General features: G+C 58.0%; 16 protein-coding genes. 9 read left to right on the top strand and 7 right to left on the bottom strand.

Features of this window, described 5'->3' with window-relative positions; genetic code table 11:
* Window positions 1-8: 8 nt before the first annotated feature.
* Both AC6I7A_RS14100 and mgrA read right to left on the bottom strand, forming a co-directional pair.
* Window positions 9-413: a DUF2502 domain-containing protein gene (locus AC6I7A_RS14100; protein ID WP_009088875.1), complete on the bottom strand. Its 405-nt coding sequence runs from the start codon at window positions 411-413 to the stop codon at window positions 9-11.
* Between the two features lie 170 nt (window positions 414-583).
* A complete protein-coding gene (gene mgrA / locus AC6I7A_RS14095) occupies window positions 584-1573 on the bottom strand; it encodes an L-glyceraldehyde 3-phosphate reductase (protein ID WP_058958165.1) in 990 nt (329 codons plus the stop codon).
* A gap of 219 nt (window positions 1574-1792) precedes the next feature.
* On the opposite strand from mgrA, the gene ipdC reads away from it, so the two are divergent.
* A complete protein-coding gene (ipdC, locus tag AC6I7A_RS14090) occupies window positions 1793-3445 on the top strand; it encodes an indolepyruvate decarboxylase (protein WP_058958164.1) in 1653 nt (550 codons plus the stop codon).
* Window positions 3446-3605: 160 nt separating this feature from the next.
* Entirely contained in the window at window positions 3606-4571 is a 966-nt protein-coding gene (gene glk / locus AC6I7A_RS14085; protein ID WP_009088878.1) for a glucokinase, read from the top strand.
* A gap of 122 nt (window positions 4572-4693) precedes the next feature.
* Here the strand turns inward: glk and AC6I7A_RS14080 are convergent, their stop codons facing one another.
* Complete coding sequence (locus tag AC6I7A_RS14080) at window positions 4694-5422, bottom strand: LytR/AlgR family response regulator transcription factor (protein WP_058958163.1); 729 nt, start codon at window positions 5420-5422, stop codon at window positions 4694-4696.
* Window positions 5419-7089: a sensor histidine kinase gene (locus AC6I7A_RS14075; RefSeq protein WP_009088882.1), complete on the bottom strand. Its 1671-nt coding sequence runs from the start codon at window positions 7087-7089 to the stop codon at window positions 5419-5421. The genes AC6I7A_RS14080 and AC6I7A_RS14075 overlap by 4 nt, the downstream gene beginning before the upstream one ends.
* Before the next feature lie 278 nt (window positions 7090-7367).
* Between AC6I7A_RS14075 and AC6I7A_RS14070 the strand changes: the two genes are divergently transcribed.
* Entirely contained in the window at window positions 7368-7892 is a 525-nt protein-coding gene (locus AC6I7A_RS14070) for a GNAT family N-acetyltransferase (protein WP_058958167.1), read from the top strand.
* Window positions 7893-8009: 117 nt separating this feature from the next.
* The gene (gene alaC / locus AC6I7A_RS14065) at window positions 8010-9245 is read left to right on the top strand and encodes an alanine transaminase (RefSeq protein WP_009088884.1); all 1236 of its coding nucleotides are present in this window, start codon (window positions 8010-8012) and stop codon (window positions 9243-9245) included.
* A gap of 51 nt (window positions 9246-9296) precedes the next feature.
* Here the strand turns inward: alaC and ypdK are convergent, their stop codons facing one another.
* From ypdK to AC6I7A_RS14050, 3 genes are all read right to left on the bottom strand, one after another.
* Complete coding sequence (gene ypdK / locus AC6I7A_RS14060) at window positions 9297-9371, bottom strand: membrane protein YpdK (protein WP_099257831.1); 75 nt, start codon at window positions 9369-9371, stop codon at window positions 9297-9299.
* 201 nt (window positions 9372-9572) lie between these two features.
* The gene (locus AC6I7A_RS14055) at window positions 9573-10601 is read right to left on the bottom strand and encodes an HlyD family secretion protein (protein ID WP_058958162.1); all 1029 of its coding nucleotides are present in this window, start codon (window positions 10599-10601) and stop codon (window positions 9573-9575) included.
* Window positions 10602-10603: 2 nt separating this feature from the next.
* Window positions 10604-12202 carry an MFS transporter gene (locus AC6I7A_RS14050; protein WP_058958161.1) on the bottom strand — a complete coding sequence of 533 codons (1599 nt, stop codon included), beginning with the start codon at window positions 12200-12202 and terminating at the stop codon, window positions 10604-10606.
* Between the two features lie 149 nt (window positions 12203-12351).
* On the opposite strand from AC6I7A_RS14050, the gene AC6I7A_RS14045 reads away from it, so the two are divergent.
* The 5 genes from AC6I7A_RS14045 (at window position 12352) to AC6I7A_RS14025 (ending at window position 16347) form a co-directional block, all read left to right on the top strand.
* Window positions 12352-13137, top strand: coding sequence for an IclR family transcriptional regulator (locus AC6I7A_RS14045; RefSeq protein ID WP_009088889.1), 786 nt, complete (start codon window positions 12352-12354; stop codon window positions 13135-13137).
* Between the two features lie 7 nt (window positions 13138-13144).
* Complete coding sequence (locus tag AC6I7A_RS14040) at window positions 13145-13597, top strand: universal stress protein (RefSeq protein ID WP_009088890.1); 453 nt, start codon at window positions 13145-13147, stop codon at window positions 13595-13597.
* A 9-nt stretch (window positions 13598-13606) separates the two neighbouring features.
* Window positions 13607-14413 carry a hypothetical protein gene (locus AC6I7A_RS14035; protein ID WP_009088891.1) on the top strand — a complete coding sequence of 269 codons (807 nt, stop codon included), beginning with the start codon at window positions 13607-13609 and terminating at the stop codon, window positions 14411-14413.
* A gap of 266 nt (window positions 14414-14679) precedes the next feature.
* Window positions 14680-14961, top strand: coding sequence for a putative periplasmic lipoprotein (locus AC6I7A_RS14030; protein WP_009088892.1), 282 nt, complete (start codon window positions 14680-14682; stop codon window positions 14959-14961).
* 510 nt (window positions 14962-15471) lie between these two features.
* Window positions 15472-16347: an SMP-30/gluconolactonase/LRE family protein gene (locus tag AC6I7A_RS14025; protein ID WP_009088893.1), complete on the top strand. Its 876-nt coding sequence runs from the start codon at window positions 15472-15474 to the stop codon at window positions 16345-16347.
* Window positions 16348-16376 lie beyond the last annotated feature (29 nt).

The raw sequence follows: 16376 nt of genomic DNA, 5'->3' as shown, positions 1-16376 counted from the left end.
CGTTTTGTTTAGTGACGATCGTGGCCGTGCGGGCCCGGTCCGTGAGGCCCGAACCCATGCGGCCCCGGACCACGACGGTCATGATGATCCCAGTCACGATCGCGGCGATGCTGATGTTCCCAGCGACGCTCACGGTCGCGCTCATGCCAGCGACGTTCACGCTCCCACTGCTGATGACGCCGCCACTCTTCGTGGCGCCACCAGCGGCGTTCATTATAAGAATAACGATCGTTCCACCAGCGCGGTTCACGCCAGCGACCGCCATCCCAGTAGTAGCCACGGCGATCGCGGTCACCCAGGTTCAGGGTTACGCCGGGGGCCAGTGTAATTGAGGCTCCAGAGGCCTGGGCGGTCTGGTGTGCCAGTGGCGACAACAGGGCCAGCAGGGCAGCAAATATCAGGGCTCTTTTCATTTTTTTCTCCTCATCAACAGTCTGATGCTGTTGCGGCGCAGTCTGTGCCTGCGGATTGCTGTTGTTACCCTATCATTGTGTCGGAAGATTGTGAGGAAATTGGGGAGAGAAAGGGGATTGAGACAATTCTGGCCCTGAAACTGCCCGGTGAGCACCGGGCAGGGCAGGGATCACATCAGGGCCGCGTCAATGGCTGCCAGCTCGTCATCGCTGAATTCACGGCGGGCCAGCATCGCCACGGCATCATCAATCTGCGCCGTTTTACTGGCACCAATCAGTACCGAGGTGACGCGCTCATCGCGCAGCACCCACGCCAGCGCCATCTGCGCCAGCTTCTGCCCGCGCTGCTGCGCCAGGGTATTTAGTCTGCGCACCCGCGCCATTTTCTCCTCCGTCAGCTGGTTCTCATTCAGGAAGCGGCTGCCGCTGGCCACACGCGAATCGGCCGGGATGCCCTGCAGATAGCGATCGGTGAGGACGCCACCCGCCAGCGGGGAAAAGGCGATACAGCCGACGCCCGCCTCGCCGAGCGTCTGAATAAGTCCCTGCTCCGGTGTGCGTTCAAACATCGAATAGCGCGGCTGGTGGATCAGACAGGGCGTGCCGAGATCGCGCAGGATCGCTATCGCGTCAGCCGCGAGCCCGGCCGGATAGTTCGAGAGGGCGGCGTAGAGCGCTTTGCCCTGACGCACCACATGATCCAGCGCGCGCATCGTCTCCTCCAGCGGGGTGTCCGGATCGGGGCGGTGATGATAGAAAATATCCACATACTCCAGTCCCATTCGTTTCAGGCTCTGGTCCAGACTGGCGACCAGATACTTACGCGATCCCCAGTCGCCATAAGGCCCCTGCCACATGGTGTAACCCGCTTTAGTGGAGATAATCAGCTCATCGCGATGCGCCCGAAAATCTTCCCGCAGAAGTCGGCCGAAGTTCTCCTCTGCCGAGCCGGGCGGCGGACCATAGTTATTCGCTAAGTCGAAGTGCGTAATGCCACGGTCAAAGGCATGGCGCAGCAGTTCACGGCTGTTATCGACGCGGGTGCTGTCACCAAAGTTATGCCACAGCCCCAGCGAAATGGCGGGCAGCTTAATGCCGCTGCGGCCACTGCGCCGGTATTCCATCTGCTGATAACGGTCGGGATGGGGGAAAGAGGACATTCAGCGCTCCTGAGTAAAAACGGGAAGATGTGCCAAAAGTCTATCAGTGTATACGGTTACACTTGGTGGCAATGCGCACCAGTTCGCAATTTTACAGAATATTCCGCCAGCGTAACGCCCGCTTTCCGCACATTGCGGCGGCTGAAAGCTACCCCTTTTCTCGCTAATTTCAACGGCTGTCAGATACTTAAGCCGACTCTTCCCTGAAAGGAATGCGCGATGTCTACATTTACCGTTGGCGATTACCTGCTAAGCCGTCTGCAGGAGATTGGTATAGAGCATCTGTTTGGTGTGCCGGGCGACTATAACCTCCAGTTTCTTGATCGGGTCATTGCCCATCCCACCCTCAGCTGGGTGGGGTGCGCCAATGAACTTAACGCAGCCTATGCGGCGGATGGTTATGCGCGCTGCAACGGCGCAGGGGCACTACTGACCACCTTTGGTGTCGGCGAGCTGAGCGCAATCAACGGCGTCGCAGGCAGCTATGCTGAATATCTGCCGGTCATCCACATCGTGGGTGCGCCTGCGACAGGGGCACAGTCGCAGGGCGACTGCGTTCACCATTCGCTGGGCGATGGCGATTTTCAGCATTTCATTCGCATGGCCGGGGAGGTCAGCGCCGCAACCGCCCGGCTTACCGCGGACAACGCCACGGCTGAGATTGACCGGGTGATAACCCATGCGCTGCAGGCTCGTCGTCCGGGTTATCTTTCGCTGGCGGTTGACGTCGCGGCGACGGAAGTCCCGCCACCCGCCCGGCCGCTGATTATCCGGCAAACCTCTTCGCCCGACGTCCGCCGTGCTTTCCGCGCTGCGGCGGAGCGGATGCTGGCTTCGGCGCAGCGCGTGTCACTGCTGGCGGATTTCCTTGCGCTGCGCTGGCAGCAGCAGGCAGCACTGGCCGCGCTGCGTGAACAGCGTGCGATACCCTGCGCCACGCTGCTGATGGGTAAAGGCGTACTGGATGAACAGCAGCCGGGTTACGTCGGCACCTATGCCGGTGAGGCGAGCGCCGGACAGGCGCGTGAACAGATTGAGCAGGTGGACGTGGCGATCTGCGTCGGCGTCCGTTTTACCGATACGATCACCGCGGGCTTCACGCAGCAGTTCGCCCCGGAGAAATGTATTGACCTGCAGCCGCACAGCGCCCGCGCAGGCTCGGAACAGTTTGCGCCGCTGTCGATGGCCGATGCGTTAAGCGAGCTCCAGTCGCTGTTCGCGCAATATGGGCAGCAGTGGCGGAGTAGTGACACGCCCACCGTCGCGCAGCCCGAAGCGCCAGCGGCGATCATCAGTCAGCAGGCGTTCTGGCAGGCCATGCAGTCATTCCTGCAACCCGGCGACCTGATTCTGGCCGAGCAGGGGACGGCAGCCTTTGGTGCAGCGGCCCTGCGACTGCCTTCACAGGCACAGCTGGTGGTGCAGCCATTGTGGGGCTCGATCGGCTATACTCTCCCGGCAGCCTTTGGCGCGCAGACGGCCGCGCCGGATCGCCGGGTTATCCTGATCATCGGTGACGGCTCGGCGCAGCTGACCATTCAGGAACTGGGCTCAATGCTGCGCGACCAACAGTCGCTGATTATCTTTCTGCTGAATAATGAAGGTTATACCGTCGAAAGAGCGATTCACGGCGCAACTCAGCGTTATAATGATATTGCACAGTGGAACTGGACCGCCTTACCGCACGCTTTCAGCCTGCAGGGCCAGGCGCAGAGCTGGCGCATCAGTGAAACGGTGCAGTTAAACGAGGTGATGGCGCGGCTCTCACGGCCTCAATGGCTGTCGCTGGTTGAGGTGGTGATGCCCAAAGACGATCTGCCGCCGCTGTTACGAAAAGTCACGGCCTGCCTGAATCAACGCAACGGCGGCTAAGATTCAGATAGTTGCCGCTGTGCAGGGTTGACTATCGCGGTTAGGCTGTAGCACACCTGAGTAAGACGCTCACCAATCGCACCGGTGAGCGTTGTTGTTTTATGGGCAGAATTTTATAGTGTCCTCCAACTCTTAAGACCCCAAGCGGAGCAACAGAAGAATGACAACCTATGCCTTGGTCGGCGATGTCGGCGGGACTAACGCGCGCCTCGCCCTGTGTGAGGTGGAAAGCGGCAGCATCTCCCAGGCCAAAACATTCTCAACATCAGACTACGACAGCCTCGAAGCTGTCATCCGCCACTATCTTGATGAACAACAGCAGGATGTTAAAGATGGCTGTATTGCCATTGCCTGCCCGATTACCGATGACTGGGTTGAAATGACCAACCATGACTGGGCGTTTTCGACGCGCAAGCTTAAAGAGAACATCGGTTTTGAACACCTGGAAATCATTAACGACTTCACGGCAGTCTCAATGGCGATCCCGATGCTGACCGCTGACAACGTGATTCAGTTCGGCGGAACTGAACCGGTAAAAGATAAACCTATTGCGATTTATGGTGCCGGTACCGGGTTAGGCGTCAGCCATCTGGTGCATGTGGACAAGCGCTGGGTAAGCCTGCCGGGCGAGGGCGGCCATGTCGATCTGGCGGCCAACAGCGAAGAAGAAGATCAGATTCTGGAAGTGCTGCGCGAAGAGCTCGGCCATGTTTCCGCCGAGCGCGTTTTGTCGGGTGCCGGTCTGGTTAACCTCTATCGCGCGATTGTTAAAGTGGACAAGCGCGTGCCGGAAAACCTGAAGCCGAAAGATGTCAGCCAGCGTGCGCTGGATGACAGCTGCACCGACTGCCGTCGTGCGCTGTCGATGTTTTGCGTCATCATGGGCCGTTTTGGCGGCAATCTGGCGCTGAATCTCGGTACCTTCGGGGGCGTTTACATCGCAGGGGGCATCGTGCCTCGCTTCCTGGAGTTCTTTAAGGCGTCCGGGTTCCGCGCCGCCTTCGAAGACAAAGGTCGTTTCCGCGACTATGTGGCCAGCATCCCGGTCTATATGATTACGCACGATCAGCCTGGCCTGCTGGGCGCGGGCGCGCATCTGCGTCAGACCCTGGGTCGCGAAATCTGATCCGGCTTCCGCTCGTGCACGGCATCTGACTGGGCACGAGCGGATTCCCGGCTTGATCGGGGCGGGCCCGGGCACGCCTTATCCGCCTTACGACTCCCTTCCCGGACACGCATTTCCCGGCGTCAGAGCCGCATTAACTGTCGAAACAGCTTGACCTTGCTGCGACTGACCGGCACCTGAAACTCCAGATCGCGCAGTTTCAGCAGATAGGTATTGTTAAACCAGGGTTCGATTTCGCGAATTTTGTTCAGGCTGACGCAGTAAGAGCGATGGCAGCGGAAAAACTGCTGCTCCGGCAGGCGGGAACAGAACTCGGTAATGTTCATCGACATCACATAGGATTCACGCCGTGTGTAGACGAACGTCAGCTTCTCATGTGCCTCAACGTAGTAAATATCATTCACGTCCGTGACGATGATGCGATCATCTTTGACCAGATTGACCGTCTGCGGGGCGGGTGTGGCACTGAGGTGGCTGACCGCCTGCTGCGCCTGTGCCGTGGCTTCAAGCTTGTTCAGCATGGTGACAATCCGTGATTCCTGATAGGGCTTGAGAATGTAGTCAAACGCCTCCAGCTCAAACGCCTCCACCGCATGCTCTTTCCAGGCGGTAATGAAGACAATCAGCGGCTTGTGGGCAAACTGATGGATGTTCTGCGCCAGCAGCATGCCATCCAGTGAAGGAATGTTGATGTCGAGAAAGATCACATCCACCCGATGCTGTTGCAGATACTTCAGCACGTCGAGGCCATCATCAAAGCAGGCTTCAATTTCGATTTTGCTGTGATGCTGGATCATCCAGCTCAGTTCCTGCTGCGCCAGGAATTCATCTTCCACAATAATGGCTTTCATAACAGATTCTCCGCCAGACGCTGGCCGTTTTTACTGAGCGTAAAAGAGATTTCCGTGCCCGGCTCATGCCGCACAATGCACAATCCCTGACCCGACAGCAGTTTCACCCGGTGATGTACGTTGAGCAGGCCGATTTTATTGCCGGGCATGTCGTTGCGCGCCACCCGGGCCATCACCTCCTCGCTGATCCCCTTGCCGGTGTCCCGCACTGAAATCCGCACCTGATCGCCCTGATCCCGCACGCTCAGCGTCACCACGCCTTTGCCTTTACAGGGCTGGATACCGTGCACAATGGCATTCTCTACCAGCGGCTGAATCAGCAGGCTGGGCAGCAGAAAGTGCAGATCTTCATCGACGTCATAAATCATCGTCAGCTTGTCGCCAAACCGCGCCTGCTCTATGGCGATGTAATCTTTGACCTGCCACAGCTCTTTGCGGATGTCGATCAGCTCATCGTCGTTCAGCTCCAGGTTGTAGCGCAGATAGCGCGACAGGTTAATCACCAGCTGGCGGGCGGTATCGGGATTGAGCCGGATGGAGGAGGAGATCGCGTTCAGGGCATTAAACAGAAAATGGGGATTTATTTTGCTTTGCAGCGCGCGCAGTTCCGCTTTATTGGCCATTTCGCGCAGCTGCTCGGCGCGCGACACCTCCAGCTGCGTAGAGATAATCTGTGACAGACCGATCGCCATCTCTTTCAGCGAGCCGGTAATACGATGCGCACGACGGTAGTAGATTTTCAGCGTGCCGGTGACCTTGCCCTTTTCCCACAGCGGAATCACAATCATGGAGTGAATGTCTTTGGTGCGATGGGCTTCATCATTGTTTTTGATAATAATTTTACCGCTGGCGATCGACTGCGCGGTGGTAGGACTGATACCGTCATCCCCGTGCTGATAATTATGTTCGCCATAGCCAACATAGGCCAGAATCTGCTTTTTATCGGTCATCGCCACCGCATCGGCTTTGATTTCCCGCCGGATAATGTCACAGATGTTGCGCAGTGAGTCGCTGTTAACCTGACGAAACAGCGGCAGCGTTTTATTGGCGATCTCCAGCGCCAGCTTGGCCTGACGCGCGGCAATCGCCTCTTTTTCCCCTTCAACGCTCTGCACCAGCAACACAATCAGGCCGATGCTGGAGGCGCCGAGGATCATCGGCAGGGCGATTTCCGATACTATCGCCAGGCCGAGCGATGTGGGGCGCGCCCACAACACAATCAGCACCATCGTCAGGGCTTCACACAGCATCCCGCCGACGATACCGGCACGCCAGCGATGCTCTTTCAGAACCCGCCGGTTAATGCCGCCCGCCACAACACCGGCAATGATGCTGGTAATCAGACAGGGAACGGAAGTCACGCCGTGGATATCGATCAGAAAGCGGTGCAGGCCGGCGATGATGCCGGTGGCGATACCGACCCAGGGACCAAACAGGATGCCGCCCGCCATCACGGCGATCACCCGCACGTTCAGCAGCGACCCATCCACATTGACCCCCGACCAGGTGCTGAACAGGGCAAACAGGGAGAAGATCGCGGTGACCGCTATCTTCTCTGCGCGGGTGTGTTCATCTTTCTGCAGCAGCTGACGAAACGGACGGGTGCGCGTCAGGAAAAACAGGCAGATCAGCATCAGGGCGGCGCGGTCAAAAACGGCCAGCAACATCGTGAAGTGGGAGGGCACAGGCGGCTCGTCGGCAAGGGAAAGTGACCCTATGATAAAAAATGTGATCGCGAACCGCCAGCCTCCTGGTGAATCGTGCCGGGCATTCCTGCTGCAGGTCAATTTTTAAGGGAATGCAGCTAAAAGAGGAAAGCCTGAGCGCAATAAAGGGGAACAGTTTTCCCGCCGGTTAACGCTGGTCGCTGGAAGGCCGTTTTGCTATGTTGCGCGATAACGCGTGCCAGCGATCGCCGGTAAACCGCATCACCCGGGAGCAGCAGATGCAACTTGTCACCACCCGTTTAACCCTCACCCGATTACAGCCAGAAGACTGGCAGCTGTTTCGCGCCGTCCATGAAGATCGCGACACCATGGCCTGGGTGAGTGAAATCCCTGATGAGGCGGATATCCGCCAGCGTTTCACGTCGCGTCTGGCCCCCTGGCAGCCCGGGAGCTTTCATATGCTCTGTCTGGTTGCGCGGCGACGGGACAACGGGGAGCCGGTTGGCCTGTTCGGCTGCAGCCCGGAGTGGGAGCCGCATCGGCAGGCAGAAGTGGGCTACATGCTGCTGCATCGCTACTGCGGTCAGGGATATGGCAGCGAGGCGCTGGCGGCCCTGTGCCAGTTTTTACTGGAGGCTGATTTCCATAAACTTAAGGCGCTGGTGGTGGAAGGTAACTGGGCCTCGCGCCGTATTCTGGAGAAGAACGGTTTTCAGCTGGAGGGGACGCTGCGGGATAATTATCTGCTGAACGGCTGTTGGGTGAACGACTGGCTGCTGGGACGACTGAATCCGCAGCAATAAAAATATTTTCTGCCATGCTCGACAAAATGATCCTCACCACGTTATGTTCGTAACGGGTCACCGCAGTGACCCGCGTCGCTCGGACGGTCCGGGCGCTTACGTAATCCAGAGGACACTATGGCTGATAACAGCACACCCCGTCGTTTCTCGCGTATTGAACGTTTACCCCCTTACGTTTTTAATATCACCGCTGAACTGAAGATGGCTGCGCGCCGGCGCGGCGAAGATATCATCGACTTTTCAATGGGCAATCCCGATGGTCCGACCCCACCGCACATCGTCGAAAAGCTCTGCCAGGTGGCACAGCGTGATGACACCCACGGTTACTCGACTTCCCGCGGCATTCCGCGTCTCCGCCGGGCCATTTCCCGCTGGTACGCCGATCGCTACCAGGTCGAAATCGATCCGGAATCGGAGGCGATTGTCACTATCGGCTCTAAAGAGGGGCTGGCGCATCTTATGCTGGCAACGCTGGACCACGGCGACACCGTGCTGGTGCCGAACCCCAGCTATCCGATTCATATCTACGGCGCGGTGATTGCGGGTGCGCAGGTGCGGTCAGTGCCGCTGGTGGCGGGCGTTGACTTCTTCAACGAGCTGGAACGCGCCATCCGCGAGAGTTATCCCAAGCCAAAAATGATGATCCTCGGCTTCCCGTCCAACCCCACCGCCCAGTGTGTGGAACTCGACTTTTTCGAACGGGTTATTGCGCTGGCGAAACAGTACAACGTGCTGGTGATCCACGATCTGGCCTACGCCGACATCGTCTACGACGGCTGGAAAGCGCCGTCAATCATGCAGGTGCCGGGTGCGCGTGATGTCGCCGTGGAATTCTTTACCCTGTCGAAAAGCTACAACATGGCAGGCTGGCGCATCGGTTTCATGGTGGGCAACAAAGAGCTGGTTGCCGCACTGGCGCGTATCAAAAGCTACCACGACTACGGCACGTTTACACCGCTCCAGGTGGCGGCAATTGCTGCGCTGGAGGGCGATCAGCAGTGCGTGCGCGACATCGCCGAACAGTACAAACGCCGTCGCGATGTGCTGGTGAAAGGTCTGCATGAAGCGGGCTGGATGGTGGAGAATCCGAAAGCGTCCATGTACGTCTGGGCAAAAATCCCGGACCACTATGCGCATCTGGGATCGCTGGAATTTGCCAAACATCTGCTGCAGGAGGCAAAAGTCTGTGTCTCGCCCGGTATCGGATTTGGCGACTACGGTGATACGCACGTGCGTTTTGCGCTGATTGAAAACAGCGATCGCATACGTCAGGCGGTGCGGGGGATAAAAGCGATGTTTCGTGCCGACGGCGTGTTGCCGGGCAGCATGAAACTGCAGGAAGAAGAACGCTGACAGCCAGCAAGGGCGACGTTATCGTCGCCCTCTGGCGGCACTGTCACGCCGTTACTTCAGCAGCAGAACGAAGGTTCCGAACCAAAGTAATGCGAAAAAAGAAATTCCCATCAAGGCATATTTCACAAAGCAACTCCTCTGAGCGGTTACGATGATGGCGATCCCAAACCAGTGCAACGCGAACAGATGTGGAAAAGAGAGCGCCATAAGCGGCAGGGTCTTCTCTTGTCCGGGTCGATCTGAATAACTCAGAACAGGATCGAGCGCTAATTTACGCGTAATCCCGCCCAAATGAAATAGGTCCGTTCTGAGATATTGCTCACAATATTACGGTACGTCGATGTCCGGGATCGCAGACATGCCGACACGCAACTGGGCCAGATTGGGTTGGTCACTATCCAGCACAATTTTGACCGGCAAACGCTGAACCACTTTAGTGTAGTTGCCGGTAGCGTTATCGGGAGAGATAGCGGAAAAAGTTGCGCCGGTTGCCGGTGCAATGCTGTCCACGTGGCCGGTGAACGTCCTGCCAGGCAGGGCATCTACCCGGATCTGCACCCGCTGACCGGGACGCACATCGCTGAGCTGCGTCTCAAGGTAGTTCGCGGTCACGTAGGTTTGCTGCAGCGGGACCACCGCCAGCAGACGGGTTCCGGCGGAGACATAGGCGCCTGTCCGCACCGCACGCTGACCGACCATGCCGTCCACCGGGGCGACAATACGCGTGTAGGAGAGATTCAGCCGGGCCTGATCGACGCTGGCCTTCGCGGCAGCCACATCCGCTTCCGCCGACCGCACCGCTGCCTGGAGTACCCCCACCTGTTTAACGGCTGACGCCAGCGCGGCCTGACTCTGGTGAACCGCCGCCAGGGCTGAGCGCTGAGTTGAGCTCGCTTTTTGCTGATCGTCGGCTGCAACGGTGCCGCTCTTGTAGAGGCGGTTGTAGCGTTCCGCGCTCTGACCGGCATACTGTGCTGACGCCTGACTGGCCGCTACGCTGGCTTTTTGCTGATCGATCACGGACTGCTGCTGTTCAAGCTGCGCCTGACTGCTGAGCAGCTTCGCCTGGCTCACCTGCAGGTCAGCGGTGGCGCTCTCCAGCGCCACGCGATAGTCACGATCGTCCAGCGTGGCCAGCAGCTGGCCTGCTTTAACCTGCTGATTATCCTGAACCTGCACGCTGCTGACATAGCCCGGGACTTTCGGCGCCACCAGCGTGTAATCGGCATTGATGTAAGCATCGTTGGTGCGGTGATCGTTGCCGTTCATCAGTGACCAGACGACAAAGGCCATGACCAGCAAAATCACCAGCAGCAGAGTCAGCAGCAGGGTTCTTTTCATTTCAAAAGCACGCATATTCAGTTATTCCGGGAAGGGGGTTGAATCAGAGTCTGCGGCGGCCAGACCCGTTTTGGCAGGATGGCGGTCAGCACCAGCAGGCAGGCGGCAAAGCCTGTCAGCATCAGCCAGCTGTCGCTCAGGCCCAGCACCGTTGCCTGATGCCGCACCAGGGTGGCGAATCCACTCAGATTCGCGCTGGTACTGAGGCTGCCGTCAGGCAACAGCGGCAGGCTGCTGCTGGCCTGAGCGGCAGTCGGGGCGGTCATCAGCCAGCTGCGGCTGGCCGCCTGGTCAATCAGCACGCTGGAGTGAAACTGCTCGCGGTGAGTCAGGAATACTTCAACCAGTGTGGAGGCTGCGATGCTGGAAAAGCCGCGCACCGTATTAAACATCGCCGAGGCAAAGGGGCCTTCGGGTGGCGCCACGACGCTGGTGGCGCTCATCAGAATCGGCAGAATGATCATGGGTTGTCCGAACGCCTGCAGGATCTGCAGCAGCCAGAAATTCTGTCGCGCCCAGTCGCTGGTGATCTGTGTCCCCAGCAGACAGGCAACCACCAGCAGGCCGACGCCCGCCGTCAGCATCCAGCGGCAGTCGACCCGGCGAATATTCAGCAGGGCGGCAATCAGCGGCGCGATCAGCAGCTGCGGCAGGCCGACCGTCAGCGCCAGCGGGGCAAACTCCAGGGTGCGAAATCCGCTGACCTGAGCAAAATAGGCGGAGGGCAGGGCAGAACCTGACAGTCCCAGGATCAGCACGCAGGCCAGACCCAGCAAGCCATGCGCCAGATTGGGCCGCCGGAGCATCTGCAGCTTAAACAGCGGCAGCGGGTGAAACCACTCGTTAATCAGAAAGACCAGCAGCAGCGGCAGAGCCGTCAGCAGCATCCCGGTAATCAGCGGCGAATTGAGCCAGTCGAGGCGCTCCCCCTGGGTCAGCACCAGCACCAGCAGCGCCACCCCACTGCAGCCGGTCACCATGCCGAACAGATCGATCTGCTGAAAACGTTCGGGACGCAGTGGGTCCTGCGGGATCCCGCGGCTGATCAGCAGCATGGCAACCAGCATGCCGGGCACCACCTGCCAGAAGACCATCATCCAGCTGACGTGATCGGTCCACAATGCGGCGAGCGAGGCCGCCATGTTGGGACCGAACGTCGCGGTCAGGGCATAACCCGCCAGGCCAAAGAGTTTAAACGGGGGCGGCAGAAAGCGCAGGGCGACCGTCATCAGCATCGGCGGTAATGCGCCGCCAAAAAGTCCCTGCAGAACGCGCAGGCTGATAAACAGCGTAGGGTCAGGCACCAGCGGCAGCAGAATACCGGTCAGCATAAATCCCGCTGACACGCCGAGCGTAAAGCGTCGCAGCGACAGCGTGACGGCAAACCAGGGCGCAATCATCATGGCAGCGACTTCGGCCGCCTGATAACCGGAAATAATCCAGCTACCCTGATCGACACTGATACCGATTGCGGCACGAATATCGGCCAGCGCAATATCACTGACGCGATCGTTCAGTCCGGAGGTCAGGGCGGCGATCAGGACACCGACTAAACCCAGCGCCAGACGCAGCGTAAAAGGGTGGGGGGCCGGCACAGCGGCGGACCTGGCGTTCATAGCAGGCGATCTCGTTTTTATGATGCAGTGTATTGCGATGTGATACAGCCGGTAATATTACATCCCGGTATGCTGTATTGCAATGTGGTACAGGCTGTAAAAAGTGCGGCAATCGGGTTACAGTAAGGCAGCTCAAACAGGACGACGCTATGGCACATCACCCCTCCAGCCGCGAGGATGAAAAAACGGGCGGTATACAGGTCATCGCCCGTGCGGCAAAAATTCTTAATGCGCTGGGCCAGCAGCCGGGCGGCATGAGCCTCGGCGAGATCGCGCAGGCGGTCGAACTGCCGCGTTCAACGGTGCAGCGCATTGTCGCCGCGCTCGACAGCGCAGAGCTGGTGCGCAGCAGCGGGGCGGGCGGACTACGGCTGGGGCCGGCACTGCTGAAACTCATCTCCAGCGTCCATACCGATGTCGTAGACCTGGTCAGCCCGCTGCTGGAAAAACTCTCCTCCGATACCAACGAAACCGTCTCACTGGCACGCGCCAGCGGCAGCCAGCTGGCGATTGTTCATCACGTGGTGGCATCGCGTGAGCTTCGTGTCGTTCCGCATATGGGGCTTAATCTGCCGCTTTACAGCACATCCGGGGGGCGGGCACTGCTGGCGCTCGAGTGTGACAAAGATGTGCGAACCATTGTCGGCGATGACTGGCAGGAGTTAACGGATATGACCGTGAAAACCCTGCCGCAGCTGCTGCAGCTGCTCGGGGAGGTTCGCGAAACCGGCATTGCCGTGGATCGGGGCGAAACGCTGGAAGGGGTCTCTACCATGGCGTTTGCGCTGGATACGCTGTTTGGTCGTTTTTCTGTCTCTTTGCTGGTGCCTTCTGCACGTTTTCTGCGACACGAAGCGCGCTTTCGTGACGAGATGCTGAAGTGTAAAGAGGCACTGGTACGTGAAATCGGCAAAGTTGCCGCGATAGAAGGATAAGCATCTGATGAAAACCCTGCTGATGGCCATTGATCACTCTCCGGTAGCGGAGAAAGTGGTCGCCTTAACCATTGAAGAAGCGCTGGCACATCGTGCGGAAGTGGTGGTGCTGTGCTGTATAGATCCTGCCTACTCCGCCTGCAATCAGCCGATGGAAATCGACGCGGGTGAAGATCCGGCCGATTTTGTGGCCGCGCAGGATGAGCAGAACACTGCGGAGCTGGTGGTGCGCCATGCGCTGGCACCGCTGCTGCGCGCCGGCATTACGGCCCGAGGCATGATTCTGGCCGGTGACGCGGCAGAGTCTATCGTTGCCCAGTCGCAGCAGCTCAAGGCCAGCATGATCATTATGGGGCGTCGCCATCTCTCCTCTTTTAACCGGTTATTGAAAGGCTCCGTCAGCGCGTCGGTCATTGAACGTGCGCACTGTCCGGTGCTGATCGATGTGCGTAAGGATTAATCCCGCCGCATGAATGGGCTGCTTTTTATTACGCTGGCGGCGTTTGCGCTGCTGGCGCTGATCATTATTGTTCTGATCAAAACGACCCGGCTGCGTTTGTGGCAGGGGCTGGTTCTCTTTCTGCTGCCGCTGATACTGGCGAATCTGGTCTGGTTCAGCTGGGTCGCCCCGCATCGGTTGCAGGCCAGCCAGCATGAGCAGGCGGTGAAGCAGCTGGCAACAATGCCGGGCTACCGGGTGCTGCAGACGCAGGAACCGGCGCTGTGGCTGCTGCTGACCCAGGAACTGACCCGCCGCATCCGGGCCGGAGAACCGGCTGAGCAGGCGACGGGCGAACTGCGCGGCTGGCTGATCGAGGTGATTAATCAGCGGCTGATGCGCGGAACGGATCAGGCGGTTGTTAACTATATCCGCGTTTCAGTCGAAGAGATGAAGGCGCTGAACAGACTCGATCCGGGCCTCTGCTTCCGTTATCTCTATCCGCAGGTGAGCGGAGGCATCAATTTGCTGACCACGCTGCCACCTTCCCTGAATCGCAAGGAGGCGGATGCGATGGAACAGCTGCTGCTGAACAGTCCTCCGCCCGATCAGCCACTGGATAAGCCGCTGGCACAGGCGGATCTGCAGAACATCGTCGGTCGCCTCTATCAGCAGTGGGGCGAAAAGCTGCAGCAGCTGAATATGCCTGCCGACACGGCGGTAGACCGTTCATCGCTGTGTGCCATGTCTATCGATCTCTACAGTGCCATTCTGGCATTACCTGACAAGCGCGCCGCTAATCTGTTACGTAGAATGATTGCCCTGACCGGTCAGTAACGGATGGCCGGAAGCGGGCAAAAAAAAGCCCGCTAAGCGCGGGCAGGGAAGAGAGGAACAGATTCTTATTTTTGGCATTTCCTGGTGTGGTGCAGTCTTTCGTTGGGTCTGACTGCATCCTGTCATGTCTGGTACGATAGCGATAGCCGTTTAATCGTATCGCATTAATTGGCAAAATCTTCTAAGGTTTCGATTTTTCGCGCATTAATCCTATGGATGCGTGACAGGCCGCGTCATACACTGCGCGGCAAAGTGAGGACAACGAAATGAAAAAATTAATTACCGGCGCACTGGCGCTTATTCTGCTGAGTGGATGTACCTCCAGCAAACCCGGGGCATTTGAACGTGTTGACGAAGATCCCAGCTCAAATACCGTTCAGTATCGGTTTGACCCGCTGAAGGTCAATCGTGATGCGATGGATATTGACCTGGCGAATTACTGCAGCAACAAAGGATTTGATAAAGTGGAGGCGCTGCCGGCACAGGAAAGTCATATTCCGGGGCTGAAGAAAGCGTGGTTCCAGTGTAATTACGCCATAAAAAGCTAAATAAAAAAGGGCGGGATAATTATCCCGCCCTGACGATGTTATATTTTTATTTTATGCTGTGTGACATCTTTGCCCGTTAATGGCGATGGTGACCGCCATGATACCCTCCGTGATGACCTCCGTAATAGCCTCCGTGATACCCGCCACCTCCATGGTGCCAGCCGTTGTCGTGCCTCGGGCTGATGATACAACCGCTTAATAAGGTCATCAGCGTTACCACCGAAGCGACTTTAATTAATCTCTTCATCGGAAGCGTCTCCTCTTTTCCAATGACTATGACATTACGACGGAAAAGTGGAGTGAGAATGCAGGCTTTGTAGAGTTATTTAAACAGATATGACGGAATATTTCAGCGCGGTCTTTTCTGCGGCGGCTGAAAATAAAGAAATCAGAATGGGCTGAATAATAAACACTATCAGAGAGAATCTTCTTAAAATCAAGCGAAAATAATTCTCATATGACCGTTTTTATCACTACATTATTAGCAGGTCAGTTTAACGGGAGAAAAACATGGCACATGAAGTAAGACATATTCTGGCATTACAGGCTGAGCTGGGCGAATGTCCGCTCTGGTCAGTGGAAGAACAGGTGTTGTGGAGTGTCGATATTCTGGCACCGGCGATTCACCGTTTCGACCCGGCCAGCGGTGAACTGCAGACTTTTCCGCAGGCGGAAGAGGTAGGCTGCATTGGTCTGCGCGAGCAGGGTGGACTGATCGCCGCCTTGCGTAACGGTGTCTGGCTGCTGGACGCACAGGGCCGGCCTGAGAAAAAGATTGCCGAAAATCCGGGTGACGCGCCGTTAAGCCGGTTCAATGATGGACGCGTCGATCCCTGGGGCAATTTCTGGTGTGGCAGCCTGTGGGAGCCGCAGGATAAAAATGGCGGCCTGCTTTGCCGCGTCACGCCCGACCTGACGCTGGAGGTGAAAGCGCGCGACATCAAAATCTCTAACGGGCTGGCTTTCTCCCCCGATCGGCGCTGGATGTATCACAGTGACACGCCGAACGAGACCCTCTATCGCTATCCTTTAGATGAGCAGGGGGAACCGGGCGAGCGTACGGTATTCCGGCGCTTCGATGCGAAAGGGGGACTACCGGATGGTGCTGCGGTGGATAGCGAAGGATTTTACTGGTCAGCCCAGTTCGATGGCGGACGTGTGGTGCGTATCGACCCGCAGAGCAGTGAAATCGTCGATGAGATCCTGCTGCCGGTGAAGTGGCCAACCATGGTGGCCTTTGGCGGCGCCGACCTTAAAACGCTGTTTATCACCAGCTCACGGGAAGATCGAACGGAGGAGGAGCTGGCGCGCTATCCCCTGTCGGGCGATCTCTTTGCTGTGGACGTGGCCGTGGCGGGTGTGGCAGAGCCGCGTTTCCGCGGCTGAGGATGAACGGGCCGTGGCAACACGGCCCG

Source organism: Type-F symbiont of Plautia stali (genome assembly GCF_059731105.1).
The sequence above is the reverse complement of the archived record's forward strand: the minus strand, read 5'-3'. Positions and strand labels throughout refer to the sequence as shown.